This is a genomic window from Corallococcus sp. AB011P, assembly GCF_003611605.1.
GTDB lineage: Bacteria > Myxococcota > Myxococcia > Myxococcales > Myxococcaceae > Corallococcus > Corallococcus coralloides.
Genome location: NZ_RAVX01000001.1, coordinates 720,491 through 743,633, shown reverse-complemented (window position 1 = coordinate 743,633; position 23,143 = coordinate 720,491). Strand labels below are relative to the sequence as shown.

Sequence of the window (23,143 nt, the reverse complement as noted above, 5' to 3'; positions counted from 1 at the left end):
CGGGGCACGGCGTACCCAGGCGTTGCCCAGGTGATTCCGTCCTGGAGGAACGTCATGCGCCCAAAGCGGAAGCCGTGCAAGATGCCGCGCCGTGCTGGCCCCCGACGCACTGGTTCTCGACGGTCGTTTCCGGGTTCTCAAGCCCCTGGGCTCTGGGGGCATGGGTGAGGTGTACCTGGGCGAACAGGTCTCCCTGGGCCGCAAGGTCGCCATCAAGGTCCTCCACCACGATCTGCACGCCCAGGCCGGCATGGCCGAGCGCTTCAAGCGCGAAGCGCGCCTCCTCTCCGCGGTGGAGCACCCGGCGGTGGTGCGCATCGTGGACTTCGGCCAGTCCGGCGACGCCGCGTGCCTCGTCATGGAGTTCGTGGAGGGGCAGAGCCTCTACGACGCGCTCCAGGGCGGCCCGCTGCTCGCGCCCCGCGGGCTGGCGCTGCTCCAGCAACTGGCGGAAGGGCTGGCCGCCATCCACGACAAGGGCATCATCCACCGCGACCTGAAGCCGGAGAACGTCCTCATCTCCCCGTCCGCGCGAGGAGAACAGGCGCGGCTGTTGGACTTCGGCATCGCGCGGCTGGTGGAGCCGGAGGCGGGCAGCGCGCTCAGCCAGGTGGGCGTGGTGCTGGGCACGCCGGAGTACCTGTCCCCGGAGCAGGCCGTGGGCGCGAAGGTGGACACGCGCAGCGACCTGTACTCCTTCGGGGTGCTGGCCTACCGCGTGCTGTCCGGGCGGCTGCCGTTCGACGGACCTTCGCCGCGCCACTTCCTGTCGCAGCACGCCTCGCACGCGCCGCTGCCCCTGGACCGCGCGGCGCCGCAGCTGTCGCGCTACGTGGGGCTGCTGTCGCTGGTGATGCGGCTGTTGGACAAGGATCCGGCGAAGCGTCCGCAGACGGCGAACGAGCTGGCGGACGCGCTGGGACTGGCGCACGCGGCGCTGATGGCGTTCACGCCCAGCCAGGGCACGCCCATCGTCCATGCGAACACGACACCCTCCGCCGGCACTGCGGCCTTCGGGATGAACCCGGCGGCGCCGGCCGGCCCGGGTTCGGGCACGGCGGCGTTTGGTGTGAATCCCGCGCCCGCGGGCCCGGGCGCTGGCACGTCGGCGTTCGGCGTGGCGCAGGCTGCGCCCTCGGTGACGGCGCCTCCAGTGCAGGCACAGCCGCGCACGGGCACGGCGGCGTTCGGCACCACGGGCCTGCTGTCGGGCGCGCTGGGAGCGGTGACGGGCGGCGCGGCGGTGACGAAGGCGCAGAACGTGACGGTGATGCTCACCGACATCCAGGGCTTCACCGACCGGATGAGCCGGCAGACGCACGAGGAGAACGCGCGGATGCTGGACACGCACGACCGGCTGCTGATGCCGCTGGTGCGCGAGCACGACGGGAAGCTGGTGCAGAAGCGCGGAGACGCGCTGGTCGCGGTCTTCCGGGCCCCCAGCGCCTCCATCCGCTGCGGCATGGCGATGCAGCAGGCGCTGTGGCGCTACAACCAGACGGTGTCCGAAGAGCACCAGCTCCACGTCCGCGTGTGCCTGCACGCGGGCGAGGTGCTGGTGACGAACGACGCGGTGCTCGGCGAGCCGATGGAGGTCGTGAAGGCGGTGGAGCACGTGGCCGCCGCGGACGAGGTGACCTTCACCGAAGCCGTGAACATGGTGCGAAACCGCGCCGAGGCCGCCGCCGAGCCCTGCGGCACCATCCCCCTGCCCGGGCGCGATGAGAAGGTGCAGCTGTACCGGGTGACACGCGCGACGGAGGGCTCTCCGTTCGGCGCGGCGCTGGGCATCCCCGACTCCGGGACGAAGGTGTCACCGCTGGACAGGCTGCGCACGAATGTGCGCGAGGGCGTGGCCCTCCTGCGTCAGCGACCACGCGCGATGGCTGGCGCCGTGGGAGCGCTGGTGCTGCTGGGAGCAGGCGTCGCCTGGACGGTGCACGCGATGGATCCGCTGGTGCAGGCGCGCGCGCTGCTGGATGACGGCAAGCCCAAGGAAGCGCTCCAGCGGCTGGATGCGCCAGACGTGCAGAAGGGCGCGGAGACGACGCTGCTGCGCGCGGCGGTGAAGCACGCGTTGAAAGCGCATAAGGACGAGCACAGCCTCATCCAGAGCCTGGGCAAGGAGAGCCAGGAGGAGCCCGAGACGATCCTCCTGGACGGACTGGCGGCGGATTACGGCGACTACGACGCCTCCGCACGCACGGCCCTGGACGTCCTGCCCGCCCCCACGGTGCGTTCCCGCCTGGAGTTCCTGGCCCGGGGAGAACCCTCATCGAAGCAGTGGGGCGCGCTGCGCTACCTGGATGCGCGGGACTCCGAGGGCCTGGACCTGGTGGGGCTCTATTCCAGGTCGTTGGAGTCCAGCGACTGCAATGTGCGCGCGAAGGCCGCCGTGCGACTCGTGAGCCTGGGCAACATCGCCGCCCTCCCCGCCCTCACGCGCGCGGCGGAGCAGGCCTCCCGTGAGAAGCCGTCCGGCGGAGGCAAGGCCTGCGGCACGCAGGTGTTCAACCGGGCCATCGAAGAGCTGAAGAAGAAGTCCGCGCAGTAGCGTGGCTCCACGGACGCGCGTGTGTCATGGAGGCCACGCGATCCACGCGGATCCGCTGTGCATCCATCTTGCACTCGTGGCGGACCTCCCATGCGTTCCCCTCCCTGGAGCCTCATGAATCCACTGCGCCACGGCCCCCTCCTGTTCCTCCTCACGGCCTGTGCCTCCACGCCCTCCGTGCCTCCTCCCCTTTCCCAGGAGGAGTTCGTGCTCGCGAAGGACGTGCGTGTGCGGCGCATGGCACCTGGCGTGTGGATGCATGTCACGGAAGCGGGCGGGGACTGGGCGGGTGTGACCGCGAACGGGCTCCTCGTGGAGGACGGTGACGCGTCCATCCTCGTCGACACCGGCTGGACGCCGGAGCACTCCCAGGCGCTGCTCACCTGGGCCCGCGACACACTCCACCATCCGGTGCGCGCCGCGGTGGTGACGCACTTCCACCTCGACCGGACCGGCGGCATCCCCACGCTCGACGCGCAGGGCATCCCCGTCCACGGCCGGGAAGACACCGCGCTCCGTGCGGGCAAGCAGGGCAACCCCGTTCCCTCGAAGCGGCTGGCGGATGCACAGGACTTCGGACCGCTGTCGGTGTTCTTCCCCGGCGCCGGTCACTCGCCCGACAACCTCGTCGTCATGCACCCGGCGTCAGGCATCCTCTACGGCGGCTGCTTCATCAAGGACGCCCACGCGAAGAGCCTGGGCAACCTGGAGGACGCGGATGTCGCCGCGTGGCCCTCGAGCATCCAGCGCGAGCGCGAGCACTTCCCCAACGCTCGCATCATCATCCCCGGTCACGAGCAGCCCGGCGGACCGGAGCTGCTCGACCACACCGAGGCCCTGCTGAAGCGCTGAAACGCGCGGTGCCTCAGTCGTCCCGGTGCGCGTGGCCCTTCTTCTTGCCACGCCCCGGGCCGTCCCAGTCGTCGTCCCAGTCGCGGCCCTTGTCCTTCACCTTGTCGTTCACCTTGATGAGGTTGCGCGAGTACGCGTCGTAGTCCAGGTGCAGGTGGCCCTTCTCGCCCCGGCCATTCACGCGAAACTTCACCTTCCACACGTTGTTGCCGGTGAGGTGCGCCTCCTGCAGGTCGCAGCGGTAGCCGCGCGAACGGCACTGGTCAAACCCGCGCCGCACGGCTTCGTCGTAGCTCATCGCCACGGGACGTGACGGCGGCGGGGGCCTCGGATGCGGACGCGAAGGACGCGTCTCCGCCACGATGCAGCCGGACGACAGCAACAGGCTTCCCAGGAGCAGGGGCAGTCTCATGCGCGGGATGACGCCACACCCGCGTCTGGATTCAAACGCGCTCGCGGTGCGAGCGAGCCCTTGAGACTGCCGTGAGACTACAAACCTCCAGGTGAAGCGAACGCGACGAACAGCTCCCCCGCGAGGTACGCGCGCATCCCCTTGCTCGCCGGTCGGATGAAATCGTTGAGCAGCGCACCGGAGTTCAGCTTGTGCACCGTGGGGCGCGCCAGGTTCATGCGGCTGCGCGCCACGCCCTTGCCGCCGCGGTGGATGAACGTCACGGTGCCGTCTGGCGCCACGGACTCCACGACCGCGATGTGCGTCATGCCGTCGTTGCGCTTGCCGTCGCGGTTGCGGTCGTACGTCTCCTTGAAGAACGCCAGGTCGCCCGGACGCGGGTTCAGCCGGTGCACCGCGTTCGCGGCCTGCGCGCGACGGAAGATGCCCGTCACCGCGTTCTCGCCCGCGAGGAAGCCGTGCGCCACCAGGTCGATGCCGGCCTGCAGGTACGCCAGCCGCACCAGCCCCGAACAATCATTGGGCACCGAGCGGTCCAACCGCCGCGCGCCCACCAGCTGCGCCGCGCGCGCCACGATGCCGCGCGCCAGCTTCGACGGCGGCAGCAGCTCGTCCCAGAAGGCGCCCGGCCCCTGCGTGGGACCGGTGAAGAGCGCCGCGGCCTCCAGCGCCGCCGCGATGACGCCCGCCTCCTCCGGCACCGGGTGCGGATCCGCCTCCAGCAGCGCCGCCAGTCCCGCGCTGCCCTCCGGCATCACGAAGGCCAGCGGCGGAGGCGCTTCGGCCTTCACGCCGAGTGCACCGGCCGCGCCCACCGACGCGACGCTTGGGGCTTCAACGGAGGGCCGCGCGACGGGCGCGGCCGGCAGTTCCACCGCCATGCGAGGCGCGGCGTCCGGGACGTGCGCACAACCCACCAGGCTGCCCAACGACATCAGGGTGACGAGCGACGAACGGCGCAGCAGCAACAAGTCCTCCGGGGGTGAAAGCGGGCGCATTCAACCCCGGATTCGTTTTACGTCAAACTGGGATCATCCCTCCCAGGTCGCGAGCAGGTCGCGCACCCGGGCGTACTTCTGGAGCAGGGCTGCGCGGTGGGCGCTGAGCACCACCATGAATCCCACCACGAGCAGTCCCAGCATCGACAGGAACAGGGCGCCGATGCGGTGGTCGCGCATGCCGAAGCGCACCAGGTTGGCGGCCACCGCCGTCACCAGGAACGCCGAGCCCAGGTACACGTAGGAGCGGATCCGCAGCGCGATGCCCGCCCCCACGCCCACCAGGCAGAGGAACACGCACAGGAGCATCGCTTCACCGTCGTTGAAGAGCAGCGGCTTCCACGCGCCCGCGACGTAGATGCCCGTCACCGCCAGGGCGCGCAGCTGCGCGTAGGCGTCCCGCGACAGGCTCTTGCGGAAGACACGCAGGAGCAGGAGCAGGGAGAGTCCCGCGGGGATGACGTAGTACTGCGGCTCGCCGGAGCCGGTGCCCAGCCACACGAGGTACAGCGCCGTGTTGAAGGCGGCGACGGACATCGTCGACGCGGCGCCCTTCTGCTTCGTGCACGCCGCGAGCGCCGCGAAGTGCGCCGCGTAGCCCACGAGCAGCGCCATCGCCACGAACGGCTGGCTCCAAGGCACCGTCAAGAGACCCGCCAGAGGGAAGAGCCACGCGCCCGCCACGGCGGGACGGCGGAAGGCCTTGAGGCCCGCGCCCTCGCGCCGCACGAAGAGGTACAGGCCGGTGAAGGCAGCGCCGCCCACGATGGACACCAGGCTGTCCGCGGCGCCGGGGTGCGCGTCCAGGCCGATGAAGCGCACGCAGAAGTAGCCCATTGCCACCACCGCCTGCGCGAGCCACGCCGCGCCTTCGTCCTCCTCGCGCGCCGCGTGGCGCACCAGCGCGAACAGCAGGAACACGAGCCCACCGCACGCCACCCACGCCTCGCGTGCCGCGCCACCGGGCAGGCGCACGGCCAGCACCGCGAACAGCACCTCTGTGAGGGCGATGATGGAGAACGCCCGCCCCATGCGCCCGCGCACCGCCTTGCCCGCCACGGACAGCACCAGCGTGGCGAGCAGCGCCGTCGCCGCGCCGAAGTACGGGAGGAGGAACTGCGCGCCCCGGCCCGTGGAGTGCGTCGCGCCGTAGTTCAGGAGGAAGGCGTGCACGGCGAAGAGGGACGCCAGCCACCCCACCCACTCGCGGTCGCGGCGGCGCAGCACCACCACCCACGCCGTGGCCCACGCGAAGAACACGCACAGCGGCATGCCCGGGTGCGTGAGCGAGCGCAGGCCCGCGAGTGACAGCAGCGCCAGCATCGCGCCACCGTGGTGCAGCGCCGCGCCCACCGTCACGCCGCGCTTGTCCAGCGCGAAGCCCACGACGGCCAGCAGCAGGCCCGTGCCCGCCACCACCGAGGGCGCCCAAAGCGGCGGCACGGCGGCGACCAGCACCAGGCCCAGCAGCGCCGTGGCGGCGTTCATCATCAGGCGCTCGCGCGTCACCATCAGCGTCAGCGACGCGGCGCCCGCGACCAGCGCCACGGACAGGGGCAGCTCGCCCGGCCCCGCGTCCAACAGCCGCAAGCCCACGAGCAGCGCCACGGTGCCGACGCCGCCGGCCCACAGCGGCTCGCTCCAGGTGCCCTCGATGCCGGGCGTCAGGCGCGCGGTGACGTTCGTCAGCGTGCGCTGCACGGCGCCGGACTGGCACAGCGCGGACAGCAGCGCGGAGGCCAGGCCCACGAGTGCGACGAGCACGGCACCTTCCGGACGCCACTCGCCGACCGCGAGGGTTCCCGTCTGGCCCAGCGGCGCCAGCGCGAACGCCGCCACCGCCGCCGTGAGCAGCCAGCGCTGCGACAGCAGGAACGCGGACATCCCCACCACCGCGCCCAGCACGGCCAGCGCGCCAGGAGTCGGAGACATCAGCGTGGACATCGCCGCGATGGCCAGGGCCGACGCCGTGGCGGAGGTGCGCAACGCCATGTCACGCGGGCCACGGAAGAAGGAGGCCAGGGCCTGGGGTACGTGGTGCTCCGCCAGCGCCAGGGCCAGCAACAGGCCGGTGGCCCAGGGCCGCGCCGCCGGGATGAACATCAGGATTCCGGACGCGGCGATGACTCGGACGGAGGGCAGCGGGCCCGTCATGGGCACCAGCGCGATGGCGCAGAAGAGGGCCGTGCGCTGGCTCAGGTCCTGTTCCGGAACCAGCAGCGCCAGTCCGCCCAGGCACGCGAGCGCCACCTGCATGCTCATCGACAGCTCGTGGCGTGGGCGCTCCTCCCGCGAGCGCAGGAGCAGCGAGGCGGCGGCAGGCACGTGCTCCACCACGCGCACCACCAGCAGCGGGAACAGCGGCAGCAGCGCGGTCCACCCGAAGGGAGGGTGCCACGCCATCAAGGTCACCACGCCGTAAGGCACCATCAGCGCCGCGGCGAAGGGCCGGTGCAGCGAGCGCGTCCACAACAGCGGCAGCAGCGCCGGACCGATGAGCGCGAGCTGCGTGGCGCCGCGAATCTCCGACAGCACGTGCCCGTCCCACGACAGAGAGGCGTCCGCCAGCACCACCATCGCGCCCAGCGTGGCGACGATGCGGAAGGACTCGCCGCCCGCGGCGATGCGCCGCACCGCGGGCACGTCCTCCAGGAGGGCCAGGACGCTGAGGAACGTGGCGAGCCCCAGCAGGGCCAGCGGGCCGGACGAGTGCAGCGCGAAGACGGCCTCGATGGAGGCCAGCATCAGCCCCAGCGTCACGGGCAGCGTGCGGGCGGTGAAGAGCGCCGCCAGCGCCGCGCCCATCAGGAACAGGGTCTGATCACTGGAGCGGGCCAGGGCCACCGGCACCAGCGGCAGGATGAGCGCGAGGATGCCCGCGGTGGTGGTGCTCGCGCTCTTGCCCTTGCGCGCGGCGACGATGGAGCCCACGAGCGATCCGGTGACGAGCAGCACCAACGACAGCCCCGGCGACAGACCCCATACGGTGTAGACGTGCGGCACGTCCGGCAGGAGCGCGAAGCCCACGAGCACGACCGCGAACGGCCGCACGCCGGGGAAGCTACGGGAGGCCACCGCCACCGTCGCGGCGGCGGTGAGGAGCACGGGGCCCATGAAGGTCTGGTCGACCAAGCCCCACACCACCGCGAGCCCCGCGTACAGGAGGCCCGGCACGCCGAACCGCTTGAGCAGGCCTCCGCGCTCGCCCAGGAGCGCCAGCACCAGCGAGCCGCCCACCATCGCCGCGACCAGCGCCTGCGTGGAGTGGGCCGCGGCCAGCTTCGGCAGGATGGCGCCCGCGAGGAAGGCGCCGTAGGCCAGGTAGTTCTCGTCGCGCAGCCGGTACGCGGCCAGCAGGACGCCCGCGGCGCCCAGCGTCATGCCCACGACGGGCGCGGCGACGGGGGTCGTGCCCAGCGCGATGGCGAACCCCGCCGTCGCGATGACGCCCACCACGGCGGAGATGAAGCGCCGCGTGCGCTCGTCCGTGAGCCGCCACGTGAGGCCCGCGAGGCCCAGGGCGAGCACGCCGGACACGACGGCCGCGGGGGCCGCGCCGTAGACGCGGAAGGCGCTGTAGGGCAGCAGGCCGAAGAGCACCGCGCCCACGGCGGACAGCGGGAAGCGCTTGAACAGCAGGCCCGCGCCCAGGGACAGCACGGCCAGGGCGAGCGTGGCGAAGAAGGAGGGCCGCGAGTCGGGCCCCAGGTGGGAGTAGATCGCGAACGCGGGCGCGGCCCAGGTGGTGCAACGCAGCAGCACGTCCGCGAGCCCCAGGGAGCGAGCGTCGCCGGTGCGCTCGCCGCGCTTCTGGGCGAAGTACGCGAGCACCAGGCCCGCGAGCACGAACGGGACGGCCGTCAGCGCGCCGTACTGCAAGGGCAGCGGCGCCGCGGGCGGGTAGCCCATGCGCGTCTTGATGGCATTGATGAGGAGCGTGAGGGCGTGCGGGATCAACTGCGCGCTGGACGCATAGCTGAAGTAGGCGCCCGCGTACGCCGGGTAGAGCCACGGCAGGCGGTTCAGCGGGCCGCGCGACAGCGACACGAGCGTGCCGGTGAAGATGGCGGCGGTGAAGAAGAAGGCAGGCTTGGTGCCGACGATGGCGCCCGCGAGGCAGGCCACCTGGAGCGCGATGGTGAGGACCGCGAGCGGATCCGCGGCGCGCTTCTCATCGAGCGTGCGGAAGCGCAGGCAGGTGGCGAGCAGGAACGCCGCGAAGGGCGCGTAGGTGCCAGGAGGAACGGAGGTTCCGGCTGCGCCCAGGGCCAGGTGCAACCGGATGGCGAACATCGCGGTGAGGAACAGGGGCGCGGCGAGCGCGAAGGTGAGCGCACCGCCCTTCCGAGGGGTCTCGGTGGCCTTGCTCGACAGCAGGAAGAAGAGGATGCACGGCAGGGCGTTGAGCCACACCGCCGGGACGCCCACGCGCGCGGCCACGGGGGCCAGGCCCATGATGAGCGTGACGCCGACGAGGCCCAACTGGATGAACGGGCGCGAGGGCGCGTCGAAGGACTCCACGGGCTTGCGGGCGAGCCACGCGGCGACGCCGGACCAGGCGAAGAGGAGCGGCACGAGCAGCAAGGGGCGCACGCCATCGAGATGGAGCGCTTCACCGAAGCCCAGGGGCCCCAGCGCGACGCCGCCGAGCGGGGCTACCGCGGAGCCGATGAGGCCGAGGATGCGGCCCGGCTTGCGCAGGGACTCGCGGCGGGCGAGGTAGCCGCCCCACACGGAGAAGCCGACGGAGTAGCCCACGGTCATGAGGAAGACGGTGAGCGAGCGGGTGACGGACGTCATCCCGTCCCAGGACTCGAAGACGAAGTAGAGCGTGCCGGAGAGGATGAGGAACGCGCCAATGAACCACGCGATGCTCTCGTAGAGGAACGGCCGCCACACGCGGCTCCACGTCGAGGCCTCCTCGACGATGCGGGCGGTGCGGCTGTTCGGAGCGGGAGGCTCCACGAACGGTTCGCCCGGATTCGGAGGCAACTGGCGAGCAGTCCACTGTTCGTTGACGGCCCGCGCGCGGGACTCGGCGGAGGCACGGCCCGCGTTCAACCGGCGAGCCGCGGAGCCATCCGACAGGGAGGCAATGCCCAGGCACGCGATGAGGTCGAGCGAGTTGAAGTGGAAGGAAGCGCCCGTGGAACCAGGGGTCGAGGCGGCGTCGGGGACAGCGGCGGAAGTATCCGAAGCGGTGGCGGCGTCGGTGACAGCGGTATCAGCAGCAGCAACGTGAGCGACGGGGGAATCGACGACAGCCGCGTGATCAGTGGAGGCAGAGACCTCCGCGACGACATTCGCGGCGACCTGCTCGACGGGAGCCACATCGGCGACCGCGTCCACGGTGGGAAGCGTCACGAGGCCGAGGGCGACGGCGCCCTCCCCCATCGGCTGAGACGTCACGGCTTCGTTGTGAAGCTCTACGGGCGCGGACGGCAGCGCGTCGATGGGCGTCTCGGTGAGGACGGAGAGGAGGACGCGGGCCTGGCGCTCGTAGCGCTCGGTGAGGCGGCGGGCGACGTTGGGCGGCACGTCGTGGACGTCCCAGCGGCGCACCTCGTCCAGGAGGAAGTGGACATGCGCGAGCTCGGCCTCGATGGCGGAGCGGGCGCGGGCGGCGAGACGATTGCCACAGACGACGCACTGGGACGCGCTTCCCAGGCGTTCTTGTCGGCAGGCAGGACAGTACATGGAACTCCCCCTCTACAACGACCGTGCCACGGAGAATGCCCTGGAAAGGCGCAGGATTGAAATCCACCGGGGTGCGTCGGGCGAGTGGCGGTTGTGCAGGGCGCTGCACACGTGCACACCCGGCGCCGCTGGCCGGCGGTCATGAGTCATGGGACCGTGGAGGTCATGAGCACGGAACTGACGTTGAGGCCCATTGAGGCCCGGGACGACGCGGCGATGGCGGCGGTCATCCGCGCGGTGATGCCCGAGTTCGGAGCGGACGGCCCGGGGTTCGCGATCCACGACCCGGAAGTGGACGCGATGACCGCGGCCTACGGCCGTCCCCGGCACGTGTATTTCGTGGTGGAGCATGGGGGCCAGGTGGTGGGAGGCGCGGGCATCGCGCCGCTGGACGGAGGAGCACCGGACGTCTGCGAACTGCGCAAGATGTACTTCCTGCCCAAGGCCCGGGGCCACGGCGTGGGCGAGCGCTTGTTGAGACACTGTCTGGACTTCGCGCGAAGCGCCGGCTTCCGGCAGTGCTACCTGGAGACGCTGGCGGGCATGGATCAGGCACAGAAGCTCTACCGCAAGGTCGGCTTCGAACCGCTGAGCGCCCCCATGGGCCGCACCGGCCACTTCGGCTGCGACCGCTGGTACGCGATGAACCTGCCCCAGGGGACGTGAGCGCTACGGCATGAGCGCGCGTCGCCCAAGGACCTTGCCCTCGGGCGACACCGCGTACAGCTCGAACCAGTCGAACTCCAGCTGACTGCCCACGGGCCATCCACACCGGTCGAGCCGCCGGTCGACCCGGACGAAGTAGACGCCGCCCTCCAGGCCCACGACCACGTCCAGCGACCGGGCGGACGACTCACAAGCCCCCGCGTCCTGCTTGGGAAAGCTGGCAAGGACGCGCTGGAGCGCGGCATGGGCCGCGAGGACCGCGGGCCCATCCAGCGTCGCGAGCGGACGCAAATCCGTGGGCCACTGGATGCCTGCGTCCGAAGCTCCGGCCACGACGCCCCCATCCGGCTTCGCAGGAACCCCGGCATCGGGCCGAGAGGGCGTGCTTCCACCGTCCGCCACGAGCGACACCAGCAGCAGGACGTGATGAGGCTTCAGCAAAAGGCACCTCGCCCGTGGAAACGATGAACCTGCATCATCGTGGGTAGCACTTCGGAGGAGAAAGGGTCGAACCGATATTGCTGGGAGGCGCAGGCTCGCAGTGGGCCTCGAGCCGCCAGCTTCGCTCCGGCTCGCTCCAGTGGAAGACATCCCCCTCGAAGTTCCATTTCAGGAATCGAGGCGCGTCCGCACGTCCTGTCGCCAGCCAGGCCCAGGCAGGAATGGGGCGCCCTCGGGAGTCCCGAGCAGGCTTCCCTCCAGGAGACACGGCGTATTCAATCATCGTCCAGCGTGCCTCGCCGAGTCTGACGGCCGGGAACACCCGCAGGTCCGCGCTACTCATGTCCGTTCCACACGGATGGTTGTGAGCGAAGCCAAAGATGGGCAGGTCACTTCCGAAATCCTGGTCCACGACACCGCCCATTGGAGGCTGACAGCCTCCCCGCTCCCCCGTCTGTTTCCGGACGGGCCAGGAGACGCGCCAATCCTTCGGCGTCCGGTATACGGCGAGGCAATACTCGGTGGCATCGGGTCGCGGGCGTCCCGTGTTCGCGTCACACGCATCCGTGGCTCCTGGAAGCGCCATCAAGGTCTTGAGCGCGGGGAGGACCAGGTCATCAGGAACAGCGCCCATGTCCGCGTAGACCACGGGGACATCCGGATGCTCCCAGGGTCCAGGCGCGACAATCAGCTTCGAGTTGTTCTCCAACTGCTGCAGCTCATTGCTCAGGAAATAGAGCCTTGGACTCGCGCAGGCGAGCGCTAGCAGCAGGACGGTCCAGAAGGGATGTGGCCTCATCAGCCTGACAGCCTGACCGCCCGCCCACCGGCCCGGCAAGTATGCCCGGCCAGTCACATCCTCCGGACCCAACTTCCCAGGTCAGGAGGCCCGCATGGCGGTCAAGAAGCAGACGACGACAGGTCCACGGCGGGCGCCGCGCACCCAGAGCACCCGCACCGTGCACGCAGCTCCGTCAGACACGGACAAGCTCCCGTTCGACATCGAAGAGGTCCTCCGCCGCGTGCGCCACGAAGTCCGCTCCTTCGCGGACGCCGCCATGTTCGAGCTCGCCGCGAAAGGCCACGGCTCCCTCTTCGAACAGCTCATCGCGTGCATCCTCTCCATCCGCACGCTCGATGAAGTCAGCCTCCCCGCCTCCCTCCGGCTCCTCTCCCGCGCGCACACGCCCGAAGCCCTCGCGCGCCTCACGCCCGCCGAAATCGACACCCTCATCCGTCCCGTCACCTTCCACGAAGGCAAGGCCCACCAGGTCCACACCATCGCCGTGCGCACGCGTGACGAGTTCCAGGGCCAGCTCCCCGCGGATCCAGACGTGCTCCAGTCCTTCAAGGGCGTGGGCCCCAAGTGCGCGCACCTGGCGCTCGGCATCGCCTGCGGCCATGAAGTCATCAGCGTGGACATCCATGTCCACCGCGTCACCAACCGCTGGGGCTATGTGAAGGCCTCCACTCCGGAACGCACGCTCGCCGCGCTCGAAGCCGTGCTGCCCCGCCCCTACTGGGTGGAGCTCAACCGGCTCCTCGTCCCCTTCGGCAAACACGTGTGCACCGGCACCCGCCCGAAGTGCTCCACCTGCCCCGTGCTCCCCTACTGCCGGCAGGAGGGCGTCACCTCCCACCGCTGAAGCCTACCGGTCGTGCCCCGCCCACTGCGTGGCCCGCCGCGCGAACCTCCGCCACGGGTTCGTCCTGCCGCCGTTCTCCAGCGAGATCTCCTTCGAGTGCCGCACGTCCTTCTCCCAGCACGCCTCCAGCTTCGCGGCGATCTCCCGGTCCTCGAACACCAGCGACCCTTCGCTCAACTTGTTGAGCGACAGTGAATCCAGGTTCGTGGAGCCCACGACACACAACCAGTCGTCCACCAGCATCGTCTTCGAATGCAGCATCGCCGGCTGGTACTCCCAGATGCGCACCCCCGCCGCCAACAGCCGCTCATACGTGGACCGCTGCGACGCGCGCACCACCGGCACGTCGTGCATCGGCCCCGGGCCCATCACCCGCACGTCCACGCCCTGCCGGACCTTCACCTCCAACTGCTCCAGGATGTCGTTGGGCGGCGTGAAGTACGCGTTCGCGATCCACAACCGCTTCGTCGCCGCCGCCACCACCAGCCGCACCATCCGCTCCGCCTCGGTGATGCCCAGCCGCCCGGCGCTGTCGATGAACGCCGCGCACCCGCCTCCGTCCGCCTTCAGCTCCGGGAAGCACTCGCGTGGAAGGAACCCTCCGCCTGACTCAATCCAGTGCTTGGAGAACGTCACCTGGATGCGCCGCACCTCCGGCCCCTCCACCCGGATGTGCGTGTCCCTCCAGTTGTCCTCCTTCAACCCGTCCCCCTCCCACACCTTCCAGATGCCGAAGCCGCCCGTGTACGCGATGCGCCCGTCCACCACGACGATCTTCTGGTGCGACCGGCTCAACAGCCGCCCCAGCACCTTGCCCGCCAGCAGCCGGTAGTAGTGCACCTCCACACCCGCGTCCGTCAGGCGCTTCTCGATCTGCTGATCGAAGTCCTTGTCCCCGGTCGTCTCCTCGCTGCCCACCGGATCCACCACCACGCGGCACTGCACACCCGCGCCGGAGCGCTCAATCAGCGCCTCCACGAACCGGTCCGACAGCTCGCACGGCCGCCAGATGTAGACGAGCATGTGCACGCTGTGCTTCGCGGCGCGGATGTCCTCCAACATCCGGTCGAAGACCTGGCTGTTCTCCAGCAGGTGCATCCGGTGCCCCGGTGACAGCCCCACGCCCGTGGTCTGGTAGAGCGCGAACGAGAAGCCCTCGGGTCCCGGTGGCAGCTCGAACGGGCCCTGCATCTCGTGCTTGCGCGTCTCGTCGCCGCCGTCGAACCCATGCGCCCCCGGCTGGGGCAGCAACTCGTCCGTAAGCTCGCTCATGGTCCCAGCAACGTAGGGACGCCCGCCCTCCCCCGGGAGTCACCGGCTACCTCCCGCTCCGGACGGTGAACAGGACCCCATTCCATCGTTGCCGGAGCCTTTCACCGTGGCGACACTGGCCGGGTTCCGTTCCCTCGTCTGGAGAGTCCGCATGCTCGACGCCCCATCCCGCCCCTCCGCCCGGGAGCTCCTGTCCCTGTCCAGCCTCGCCCCGCTGGTCCCCATGCTGTACGTCGCCTGGACGGACGGCGAGCTGACGGGCGACGAGCTCCGCGCCCTGGGCTCCGCGGCCCGCTCCCAGCCCTGGCTGGACCTCAAGTCCAGCTCCGTCCTGGCCCTCTGGGTGGATCCGCTGCGTCCGCCCCCGCCCCGCGAGCTGGCCCTCGTGCGCGAGCACATCCGCGCCACCGCGGAGCAGCTGGCCACCAGCCAACAGCAGAACCTGGCGGAGCTGGGCGTGCAGCTGGCCCAGGCGCTCGCGGGCGAAGCGCCCCTGAGCATCCCTCCCGCGGAGCTGGCCAGGGCCCTGGCCTCCATCGAGGCCACCCTGGGCGTGGACGGCAAGGAGGCGGTGCGCTCGCTGGTGCCCAGGGCGTCGCGCGTCCCGCACGCGGAGCCCCGCTCGCACACGTCGTCCTTCGACCCGGCGGCGATGACGGCCGTGCTGGACCGCACCTACGCGAACGTGCGCCAGCAGGTGCGCGGTTGGCTGGAGGACGCGGACTTCCGCTACAAGGAAGGGCTCGGCACCACCGCCTACCGCGACCAGGTCTTCGACTGGCTCAAGCACCTGGCCAATGACGGCCTGGGACAGCTCGCCTTCCCCAAGGGCCGCGAGGGCGGCGGCGACCTGGGCGCGTTCATCGCCGCGTTCGAGACGATGGCCTTCTTCGACCTGAGCCTCGTCATCAAGGCGGGTGTGCACTTCGGCCTGTTCGGCTCCAGCATCCTGTTCCTGGGCACGAAGCGGCACCACCAGCAGTACCTGCCCAGGGTCGCCTCGCTGGAGCTGCCCGGCTGCTTCGCGATGAGCGAGCTGGGCCACGGCTCCAACGTGCGCGACTGCGAGACGGTGGCCCGCTACGACGCGGCCACGGGCGAGTTCGTCATCCACACGCCGTCGGAGACCGCGCGCAAGGACTGGATTGGCAACGCCGCCCGCCACGCGCGCATCGCCACCGTGTTCGCGCAGCTGGAGGTGGACGGGGAACGCCTGGGCGTGCACGCGCTGCTCGTCCCGCTGCGCGATGAGCACGGCAAGGTCCTGCCGAACATCCGCATCGAGGACTGCGGCGAGAAGATGGGCCTCAACGGCGTGGACAACGGCCGGCTGTGGTTCGACCACGTGCGCGTCCCGCGCGACAACCTGCTCGACCGCTACGGCCAGGTGACGGAGGCCGGCGAGTACACCTCCTCCATCACCGGCGACTCCAAGCGCTTCTTCACCATGCTGGGCGCGCTGGTGGCGGGCCGCGTGAGCGTGGCGTGCGCGTCCCTGTCCGCAACCAAGAGCGCGCTGACCATCGCCGTGCGCTACGGCGACCTGCGCCGCCAGTTCGGCCCCCAGGGCGCTCCCGAGGTGCGCCTCCTGGACCACCAGGTGCACCAGCTGCGGCTCCTGCCGCTCGTGGCCAAGGCGTACGCGGTGGACTTCGCGCTGGAGTACCTGGTGGACCGCTACGTCCACCGCACGGAGGACGACGCGCGCGAGGTGGAGGCGCTCGCCGCTGGCCTCAAGGCCTACGCGTCGTGGAACGCCACCGCCACCATTCAGGAGTGCCGCGAGGCGTGCGGCGGCCAGGGCTACCTCACCGCGAACCGGTTCGCGTCGCTCAAGGCGGACACGGACGTGTTCACGACGTTCGAGGGCGACAACACCGTGCTCATGCAGCTGGTCGCCAAGGGCCTGCTCACGGGCTACCGCCAGCGCTTCGAGGACGACCGCGTCTTCGCCGTGCTGCGCCTCATCGTCGATCAAGCCGCCACGGTGTTCACGGACAGGAACCCCATCGCCGGCCGGCGCACGGACACGGACCACCTGCGCGACAGCGACTTCCAGCTGCGCGCCCTGCGCTTCCGCGAGGAGGCCCTGCTCGCGTCGGTGTCCAAGCGCATCCGCAAGCGGCTCACCGCGGGCGTGGAGGCCTTCGAGGCCTTCAACCAGGTGCAGGCGCACCTGCTGGCCCTGGCGCACGCGAGCGTGGAGCGCATCGTGCTGGAGCAGTTCCTGCGCGGCGTGGCGGAGGTGAAGGACGAAGCGCTCAAGCCGGTGCTGGGGCGCCTGGCGGACCTCTTCGGCCTGTCCTGCCTGGAGTCCGCCAGCGGCTGGTTCCTGGAGCACGGCTGGCTGACGGCCCCCAAGGCCCAGGCCATCCGCAAGGAGCGCGTGAAGCTGTGCGAGGAGCTGCGGCCGGATGCGGTCGGGCTGGTGGACGCGTTCGGGATTCCCGACACCTGCCTGGCGGCGCCCATCGGCCTGGGGCGGCTGGCGCCCGGCGGTGAACGGTTCGACGACACGGCGGCTGACAGCGCCCGTGCGGGCCCGGCAGATTCCCGCGCGTCATGAGGACCTGTGTGTCGTGGGTGGTGTTGGGGCTCGTGGGGCTCACCGGTTGCGCGACGGTGTCCCCGGCGGAACGGGCCCGTCAGGTGGGCGAATCCAACAAGGAACGCGCCCGCCTGTTCACCGAGGAGATCTACAACCAGAAGCGCCTGGAGCGCCTGCCGGAGTACATCGCGGCCGACTACGTGGACCGCTCCGAGGGCGCCCCCCAGGACCTCCGCGGCCCGGAGGTGGTGCGCACCCAGGCGGAAGCCGGGTTCACCCTCTTCCCGGACCTGAAGTTCGAGCTGCTCCACGTGATGGCGGAGGACGACTGGGTGATGGTGCGCTGGCGCGCGACGGGCACGGACACCCAGGGCCCGCCCACCGTGGACGGTAGGTCCCGCCCGCTCACGTTCCACGGGGACTCGCTGTACCGCCTGCGCGACGGCCGGCTGGTGGAGTCGTGGGACCTCACGGACCGGCTGGACCCGCTGCTCCAGCGCGGGTTCAAGGTCGTGCCGCCCGAGTCCTGAAGTGTCCTGACCCGGGAGCAGGGTGAACGGCCACGGGTCGGGCTCGACGCCGCCGGAGTCAGGAAAAACCGGGGCGTAGCGGGATGTCTCCCCATTGACACCTACGCACCGGACCCATCAGGGTCCGGGGATGAGGATGAACGCGGGACCCATGCGGGCCGCGGACAAGGCCCGACAGAAGGCCTTCCGCACGGCCTTTCCCTCCTACGGCCAGCGGCCGTCCTGGGGCGGCAGGTTGTTGCGCCTGTTCGGATGGGGCCTGCTCCTGCTGGGTGCCGTGATGCTCGTCGTCGTCATCGACGGGTGGCGTGCGTTCGGCAAGGTGCCGGAAGGGGCGCGGCTGGAGCGGATGACGCGCTCGCCGCAGTGGCTGGACGGAGGGTTCGAGAACCCGCAGCCCATCCTGAACAACTGGGAGCGGACGCTGTCGGAGCTGTTCAGCTCGAGCGAGGAGAGCACGCCCCGGATGCCGGTGGTGGTGGACCGCATCGACCCGAAGCGCTTCGCCACGCCGCCCGAGGACGGGCTGCGCGTCACCTGGATGGGACACTCGTCCACGCTGGTGGAGGTGGACGGGCACCGCGTGCTCACCGACCCCGTGTGGGGCGAGCGCACGTCGCCGCTGGGGTGGATTGGCCCGAAGCGCTGGTTCCCCGCGCCCATCGCGCTGGACGCGCTGCCGCCCATCGACGCGGTGGTGATTTCCCACGACCACTACGACCACCTGGACTTCGCCACCATCGAGGCGATGAAGGACTGGGACACCACGTTCGTGGTGCCGCTGGGCGTGGGCGAGCACCTGGAATACTGGGGCGTGCCGGCCAACCGCATCGTGGAGCTGGACTGGTGGGAGCGCACGAAGGTGAAGGGGCTGGACATCGTGTGCACGCCCGCGCGGCACGCGTCGGGCCGGTTCCTCCAGCAGAACAAGACGCTGTGGGCGGGCTGGGCGCTGGTGGGGCCCAAGCACCGCGTCTACTACTCCGGCGACACGGGCCTGTTCCCCGCGATGGAGGAGATTGGCGCGAAGCTGGGGCCGTTCGATTTGACGATGATCGAGACGGGGCAGTACGGCGCGGGCTGGCCGGACTGGCACCTGGGGCCGGAGCAGGCGGTGCTGGCCCACCGGCTGGTGCAGGGCCGGTTGATGCTGCCGGTGCACTGGGGGCTGGTGACGCTGGCGTACCACGGCTGGACGGAGCCGATTGAGCGCTCGCTGGCCGCCGCGAAGCGCGACGGCGTGGGCATCACCGCGCCCCGGCCCGGGCAGGACTTCCTCGCGCTGGCGCCGCCGCCCATGGAGCGCTGGTGGCCCGACCGTCCGTGGAAGACGGCGGAGGAGGCGCCCATCGTGGCCAGCCAGATTCCGCCCAAGCTGCGGGAAGGGCACCCGGCGCTGCCGTTGCTTCCGGTGCCCGCGGCCGCGAGCCCGCAGGCCGCGAAGCCGGCGACCCCGAAGCAACAAGCCGCGCCGAGCGCGAATCCTCCCGCGATGAACGCACCGCCCGCGGCTCCGCAGGGTGCGGGTCCGACCGCCGCGACTCCGCCAGTCGCTCCGGCGAACACGACGCCTCCGTCGCCGGCTCCGCAAGGCGCGGGGACGACGCCCGCTGTCCCCGCGGCCGTGGCCACTCCCATCCCCAATCCACCGGGAGCGGGAGCCGCGGTCGCGACGCCGCATGAGTGACACGCGGCGCGTACCCGGCTCGCAGTCACATGAGTGACGCACGGCGGGCCGCGCTGCACGGGGCCTTCAAGGCCACGGGCTATGTCGTGCGCCCGCATCCACTCGTCGGCGACCGCAAGCACGTGCTGCGCGTGGAGGCCTTGCATCCAGGGCTCGACGCCGCGCTCGCTGCTCACGGCTTCACCACCTGGGCCTTCCTCACCGCGTGGAACCCGCGCGCGCACGCGCGCCCGCTCCGCACCAACGCGCGCCTCCAGCAACGACTGCTCACGCTGCTTGAAGCACAAGGCCACCCGAGCGTGTCCGCAGTGGGCGTGGCGGAGGACCGTCGCTGGTCCGAGGAGAGCCTCTTCGTCCCCGGCTTGTCCCGCGACGAAGCCCTGCGCATGGGCCGCCTGTTCGACCAGGAGGCCGTGCTCTGGGGTGCCGTGGGCGGCGCCGCGGAGCTGGTGATGTGCCGGGAGCCCGCGCGCGCCTGAGCCCGGTATCGGCCACGTCACATCCGACGGGACGACACGGATTCGGAACCCGGCCCTCACCTCGCCGCGAAGAGCTCGGAGGCCGCGCCGCTCCAGGCCCCCGCGCTCGACCGCATCACGCGGCTGCCGTAGCCCTTACTGGGGGCCCGAGCCGCCCGTCGCGGGGCTCGATTCGCTGGGCAGGGAGGTCCTGGGGATGGGCAGCAAGGAGGGGTTGATGTCGATGACCCGCTCCCTCGTCACGCGCTGGGCCAGCTCGTCGAAGTCCAGCTCCAGGAACTTCCCGGAGCCCTCCTCCGGGAGCGCGAAGCGGACCCGCCAGTAGTTGGGGCGGATCCGCACCGCCTGGCCCGCTTCCGCCAGCACCATGCCGTTCTGCCGGGCGTATTCCGCGCCCGCGTCGACGACGTTGCGCTCCCCCAACTCCTCCTGGACCGGCTGGGAGCTGGGGGGCACGGGCAGGCGTCCCGTGGGGCCAGTGGCACAACCCACACCCGCCAGGAAGGCAGGCAACAGAGCGGCGGCGAGGAGGCGGGGCAGCATGTCCAGACGTTGGACACGCTCCCGTCAACCTGCACCGTGGGGCGGCTTGCGAAACCACCACCCGTCGGATGCTCGCCCGGAGCAGCGGCACGGGGCCTGCTCCTCCGGTCCCTGCTGGAATGAAAGCTACTTGGGCGCCGGCACGCCCGAGGCGCGCTCCACGACCTCGTCGATGAGGCCGTACTGCCGGGCCTCCTCGGCGCTCATGAAGTAGTCGCGCTCGGTGTCCTTCTCGATGCGCTCGATGGTGTGGCCCGTGTGCTTCACGAACAGGCCATTGAGGTACGTGCGCAGGCGGAGGATCTCCTTCGCCTGGATGTCGATGTCCGTCGCCTGGCCCTGCGCGCCACCCAGCGGCTGGTGGATCATGATGCGGCTGTTGGGCAGGGCGTAGCGCTTGCCCTTGGAGCCCGCCAAGAGCAGCAGCGCGCCCGCGGAGGCCGCCTGGCCCACGCAGATGGTGGACACGGGGCACTTGACGTACTGCATCGTGTCATACATCGCGAGCGCCGCCGTGACGGAGCCACCGGGCGAGTTGATGTAGAGGTTGATGCCCTTGTCCGGGTCCTCGGACTCCAGGAACAGCAGCTGGGCGACGATGAGGTTGGCCACATCGTCGTTGATGGGCGTGCCCAGGAGGATGATGCGGTCCTTGAGCAGACGGCTGTAGAGGTCGTACGCCCGCTCGCCGCGGTGCGTGGTCTCAATGACGAAGGGGACGTTCATGGCCCCCGTACCCTAATCGTCCCCCTTCCCGCGCGCTCCCCCCTTCTTGCAGGAGCGTGCGCTGTCCCACGCTTGGGCGGGTCGGAGGCGGGCCTACAGGTTGCCAGTCATCTTCTCCGGGCGCACCCACTGGTCGAACTGCTCGGCGGTGACGAGCCCCAGCTCCACCGCCACCTCCTTCAGCGTCTTGCCCTGCTTGTGGGCCGTCTTGGCGATCTTCGCCGCGTTGTCGTAGCCGATGTGCGGGTTGAGCGCGGTGACGAGCATCAGGCTGCGCTGGAGGTTCTCCTGGAGGCGCGGGAGGTTGGGCTCGATGCCCACCGCGCAGTTCAGGCGGAAGCTGCGCATGCCGTCCGCGAGCAGGCGACAGCTCTGCAGGAAGTTCTGGATGATGAGCGGCTTGAAGACGTTGAGCTCGAAGTTGCCGGACGCGCCGCCCAGGGAGATGGCCACGTCGTTGCCCATCACCTGGGCGGACAGCATGGTGAGCGCCTCGCTCTGCGTGGGGTTCACCTTGCCCGGCATGATGGAGCTGCCCGGCTCGTTCTCCGGGATGTTGATTTCCCCAATGCCCGAGCGCGGCCCGGACGACAGCCAGCGGATGTCATTGGCCACCTTGAACAGCACCGCCGCCAGGCCCTTGAGCGCGCCGTGCCCCTGCACCAGCGCGTCGTTGGCGGCCAGCGCCTCGAACTTGTTGGGCGCGGTGACGAAGGCGTGGCCGGTGAGCCTGGCGATTTCGGCCGCCACGCGCTCGGAGTAACCCGGAGGCGCGTTGAGGCCGGTGCCCACGGCGGTGCCGCCCAGCGCCAGCTCCAGCATGTGCGGCAGGGCCGCCTCGATGTGGCCCTTCGCGCGGTCCAGCTGCGCCACGTAGCCGCTGAACTCCTGGCCCAGGGTGAGCGGGGTCGCGTCCTGTAGGTGCGTGCGGCCAATCTTCACGATGGACTGGAAGGCCTGGGACTTCTGGGCGAGCACGTCGCGCAGGGCGACCAGCTCCGGCAGCACGTGCTTCACCACGGCCTCCACGGCGGCCACGTTCATCGCGGTGGGGAACACGTCGTTGGAGCTCTGGCCCTTGTTGACGTCGTCGTTGGCGTGGACCTTCCGGCCTTCGCCGCGCTCGCCACCCAGCAGCTCGGAAGCGCGGTTGGCCAGCACCTCATTGCAGTTCATGTTCGTCTGCGTGCCGCTGCCCGTCTGCCACACCAGCAGGGGGAACTCCTCGTCGTGCTGGCCGGCGAGCACTTCATCCGCGGCCTTCACGATGGCCTGGGCCTTCTCCTTGGAGAGGGAGCCGTTCTCCTGGTTCACGAGCGCGGCGGCCTTCTTCACCAGCACCAGCGCGTGCACGAGCGCCGTCGGCATGCGCTCGGAAGAGATGGCGAAGTTCTGGCGGCTGCGCTGGGTCTGCGCGCCCCAGAGCCGGTCGGCGGGGACTTCGATGGGACCAAAGGTGTCCTTCTCGATGCGAACATTCTTCGTGCTCACGGTGCTGCCTCCGCGGAAAGGAACGATGTCCCGCGCGATTAACACCGCCGGGCCGCCACGGCAGGCCCGAGTGAAGGGCCGCCCCCTCACCGAAGGGGCCCGCCGGCGTTAGTGTCACGTCGTGAGCACCGCAGGCACCATCCGAGCCCTCTTCCTGGCCCAGGAGCGAGGCACCCCCATGCGCCGCGTCCCGGAGGCCCGGGCCGTGGAGCAGCACGGCTTCGAGGGCGACCGTCACCAGCGCAGGGCGGTGGGCCACAAGCGCCAGCTCCTGCTGCTGGACGAAGCGCAGCGCGCGGCGCTGGACGTGCCTGAAGGCGTGCTCAAGGAGAACGTGCTGGTGGAGGGCCTGCCCCTGGACGCGCTGCCACCGGGACAGCGTCTGGCGCTGGGAGGCGAGGTGGTGGTGGAGCTGACCGAACCGTGCGTGCCCTGCTGGAAGCTGGACGCCCTGCGCCCCGGGCTCTTGAAGGACAGCTGGGGCCGCAGGGGTCAGCTCGCGCGAGTGCTGGAGGCAGGCACCGTGCATGAAGGAGACACCGTGCGCCTGCTGGACGTGAACCCGGACGCACCGCGCATCATCCGTCCCAAGCTGCCCTGA

General features: G+C 70.7%; 17 protein-coding genes. 9 read left to right on the top strand and 8 right to left on the bottom strand.

Annotated elements, in window-relative coordinates; genetic code table 11:
- Positions 1 to 91: 91 nt before the first annotated feature.
- Together D7X30_RS03185 and bla are read left to right on the top strand one after the other, a co-directional pair.
- Positions 92 to 2,554 (top strand): protein kinase, encoded by a 2,463-nt coding sequence (locus D7X30_RS03185; protein ID WP_233591350.1) that lies wholly within the window; start codon positions 92 to 94, stop codon positions 2,552 to 2,554.
- A gap of 114 nt (positions 2,555 to 2,668) precedes the next feature.
- Positions 2,669 to 3,406 carry a subclass B1 metallo-beta-lactamase gene (gene bla, locus D7X30_RS03180; RefSeq protein ID WP_233591349.1) on the top strand — a complete coding sequence of 246 codons (738 nt, stop codon included), beginning with the start codon at positions 2,669 to 2,671 and terminating at the stop codon, positions 3,404 to 3,406.
- 13 nt (positions 3,407 to 3,419) lie between these two features.
- Here the strand turns inward: bla and D7X30_RS03175 are convergent, their stop codons facing one another.
- The 3 genes from D7X30_RS03175 to D7X30_RS03165 all read right to left on the bottom strand — a co-directional run bounded on the left by D7X30_RS03175 (position 3,420) and on the right by D7X30_RS03165 (position 10,513).
- The gene (locus D7X30_RS03175) at positions 3,420 to 3,818 is read right to left on the bottom strand and encodes a hypothetical protein (protein ID WP_233591348.1); all 399 of its coding nucleotides are present in this window, start codon (positions 3,816 to 3,818) and stop codon (positions 3,420 to 3,422) included.
- Positions 3,819 to 3,895: 77 nt separating this feature from the next.
- Positions 3,896 to 4,816 carry a CHAP domain-containing protein gene (locus D7X30_RS03170; RefSeq protein WP_233591347.1) on the bottom strand — a complete coding sequence of 307 codons (921 nt, stop codon included), beginning with the start codon at positions 4,814 to 4,816 and terminating at the stop codon, positions 3,896 to 3,898.
- A 33-nt stretch (positions 4,817 to 4,849) separates the two neighbouring features.
- The gene (locus D7X30_RS03165) at positions 4,850 to 10,513 is read right to left on the bottom strand and encodes a hypothetical protein (protein WP_120561315.1); all 5,664 of its coding nucleotides are present in this window, start codon (positions 10,511 to 10,513) and stop codon (positions 4,850 to 4,852) included.
- A gap of 165 nt (positions 10,514 to 10,678) precedes the next feature.
- Between D7X30_RS03165 and D7X30_RS03160 the strand changes: the two genes are divergently transcribed.
- Complete coding sequence (locus D7X30_RS03160) at positions 10,679 to 11,179, top strand: GNAT family N-acetyltransferase (protein ID WP_120561730.1); 501 nt, start codon at positions 10,679 to 10,681, stop codon at positions 11,177 to 11,179.
- A 3-nt stretch (positions 11,180 to 11,182) separates the two neighbouring features.
- Here D7X30_RS03160 and D7X30_RS42585 read toward each other — a convergent pair whose 3' ends face one another.
- Positions 11,183 to 11,620: a hypothetical protein gene (locus D7X30_RS42585; protein ID WP_233591346.1), complete on the bottom strand. Its 438-nt coding sequence runs from the start codon at positions 11,618 to 11,620 to the stop codon at positions 11,183 to 11,185.
- Positions 11,621 to 12,513: 893 nt separating this feature from the next.
- Between D7X30_RS42585 and nth the strand changes: the two genes are divergently transcribed.
- Positions 12,514 to 13,266, top strand: coding sequence for an endonuclease III (gene nth, locus D7X30_RS03145; protein WP_233591345.1), 753 nt, complete (start codon positions 12,514 to 12,516; stop codon positions 13,264 to 13,266).
- A gap of 3 nt (positions 13,267 to 13,269) precedes the next feature.
- Here the strand turns inward: nth and D7X30_RS03140 are convergent, their stop codons facing one another.
- A complete protein-coding gene (locus D7X30_RS03140) occupies positions 13,270 to 14,538 on the bottom strand; it encodes a phosphatidylserine/phosphatidylglycerophosphate/cardiolipin synthase family protein (RefSeq protein ID WP_120561314.1) in 1,269 nt (422 codons plus the stop codon).
- Positions 14,539 to 14,689: 151 nt separating this feature from the next.
- Between D7X30_RS03140 and D7X30_RS03135 the strand changes: the two genes are divergently transcribed.
- From D7X30_RS03135 to D7X30_RS03120, 4 genes are all read left to right on the top strand, one after another.
- Complete coding sequence (locus D7X30_RS03135) at positions 14,690 to 17,104, top strand: acyl-CoA dehydrogenase (RefSeq protein ID WP_120561313.1); 2,415 nt, start codon at positions 14,690 to 14,692, stop codon at positions 17,102 to 17,104.
- Positions 17,101 to 17,616 carry an ester cyclase gene (locus tag D7X30_RS03130; protein ID WP_120561312.1) on the top strand — a complete coding sequence of 172 codons (516 nt, stop codon included), beginning with the start codon at positions 17,101 to 17,103 and terminating at the stop codon, positions 17,614 to 17,616. Before D7X30_RS03135 ends, D7X30_RS03130 begins: the two co-directional genes overlap by 4 nt.
- 136 nt (positions 17,617 to 17,752) lie before the next feature.
- Complete coding sequence (locus D7X30_RS03125) at positions 17,753 to 19,303, top strand: MBL fold metallo-hydrolase (RefSeq protein WP_304984669.1); 1,551 nt, start codon at positions 17,753 to 17,755, stop codon at positions 19,301 to 19,303.
- Between the two features lie 29 nt (positions 19,304 to 19,332).
- Positions 19,333 to 19,782 (top strand): DUF3293 domain-containing protein, encoded by a 450-nt coding sequence (locus D7X30_RS03120; protein WP_120561311.1) that lies wholly within the window; start codon positions 19,333 to 19,335, stop codon positions 19,780 to 19,782.
- 135 nt (positions 19,783 to 19,917) lie between these two features.
- Here the strand turns inward: D7X30_RS03120 and D7X30_RS03115 are convergent, their stop codons facing one another.
- From D7X30_RS03115 to fumC, 3 genes are all read right to left on the bottom strand, one after another.
- Positions 19,918 to 20,238 carry a hypothetical protein gene (locus D7X30_RS03115; RefSeq protein WP_233591344.1) on the bottom strand — a complete coding sequence of 107 codons (321 nt, stop codon included), beginning with the start codon at positions 20,236 to 20,238 and terminating at the stop codon, positions 19,918 to 19,920.
- Positions 20,239 to 20,451: 213 nt separating this feature from the next.
- The gene (gene clpP, locus D7X30_RS03110; RefSeq protein WP_014399808.1) at positions 20,452 to 21,051 is read right to left on the bottom strand and encodes an ATP-dependent Clp endopeptidase proteolytic subunit ClpP; all 600 of its coding nucleotides are present in this window, start codon (positions 21,049 to 21,051) and stop codon (positions 20,452 to 20,454) included.
- A 93-nt stretch (positions 21,052 to 21,144) separates the two neighbouring features.
- Positions 21,145 to 22,542 (bottom strand): class II fumarate hydratase, encoded by a 1,398-nt coding sequence (fumC, locus tag D7X30_RS03105; RefSeq protein ID WP_120561309.1) that lies wholly within the window; start codon positions 22,540 to 22,542, stop codon positions 21,145 to 21,147.
- A 121-nt stretch (positions 22,543 to 22,663) separates the two neighbouring features.
- On the opposite strand from fumC, the gene D7X30_RS03100 reads away from it, so the two are divergent.
- Positions 22,664 to 23,143, top strand: coding sequence for an MOSC domain-containing protein (locus D7X30_RS03100; protein ID WP_233591343.1), 480 nt, complete (start codon positions 22,664 to 22,666; stop codon positions 23,141 to 23,143).

Excerpts from the sequence above, each read along its gene's own strand:
- D7X30_RS03160 (WP_120561730.1), top strand. The coding sequence starts at position 10,679 with ATGAGCACGGAACTGACGTTGAGGCCCATTGAGGCCCGGGACGACGCG.
- D7X30_RS03135 (WP_120561313.1), top strand. The coding sequence starts at position 14,690 with ATGCTCGACGCCCCATCCCGCCCCTCCGCCCGGGAGCTCCTGTCCCTG.
- D7X30_RS03140 (WP_120561314.1), bottom strand. The coding sequence starts at position 14,538 with ATGAGCGAGCTTACGGACGAGTTGCTGCCCCAGCCGGGGGCGCATGGG.
- D7X30_RS03165 (WP_120561315.1), bottom strand. The coding sequence starts at position 10,513 with ATGTACTGTCCTGCCTGCCGACAAGAACGCCTGGGAAGCGCGTCCCAG.
- D7X30_RS03170 (WP_233591347.1), bottom strand. The coding sequence starts at position 4,816 with ATGCGCCCGCTTTCACCCCCGGAGGACTTGTTGCTGCTGCGCCGTTCG.
- nth (WP_233591345.1), top strand. The coding sequence starts at position 12,514 with ATGGCGGTCAAGAAGCAGACGACGACAGGTCCACGGCGGGCGCCGCGC.
- D7X30_RS03120 (WP_120561311.1), top strand. The coding sequence starts at position 19,333 with ATGAGTGACGCACGGCGGGCCGCGCTGCACGGGGCCTTCAAGGCCACG.
- D7X30_RS03130 (WP_120561312.1), top strand. The coding sequence starts at position 17,101 with ATGAGGACCTGTGTGTCGTGGGTGGTGTTGGGGCTCGTGGGGCTCACC.
- bla (WP_233591349.1), top strand. The coding sequence starts at position 2,669 with ATGAATCCACTGCGCCACGGCCCCCTCCTGTTCCTCCTCACGGCCTGT.
- D7X30_RS03125 (WP_304984669.1), top strand. The coding sequence starts at position 17,753 with ATGAACGCGGGACCCATGCGGGCCGCGGACAAGGCCCGACAGAAGGCC.
- D7X30_RS03175 (WP_233591348.1), bottom strand. The coding sequence starts at position 3,818 with ATGAGACTGCCCCTGCTCCTGGGAAGCCTGTTGCTGTCGTCCGGCTGC.
- clpP (WP_014399808.1), bottom strand. The coding sequence starts at position 21,051 with ATGAACGTCCCCTTCGTCATTGAGACCACGCACCGCGGCGAGCGGGCG.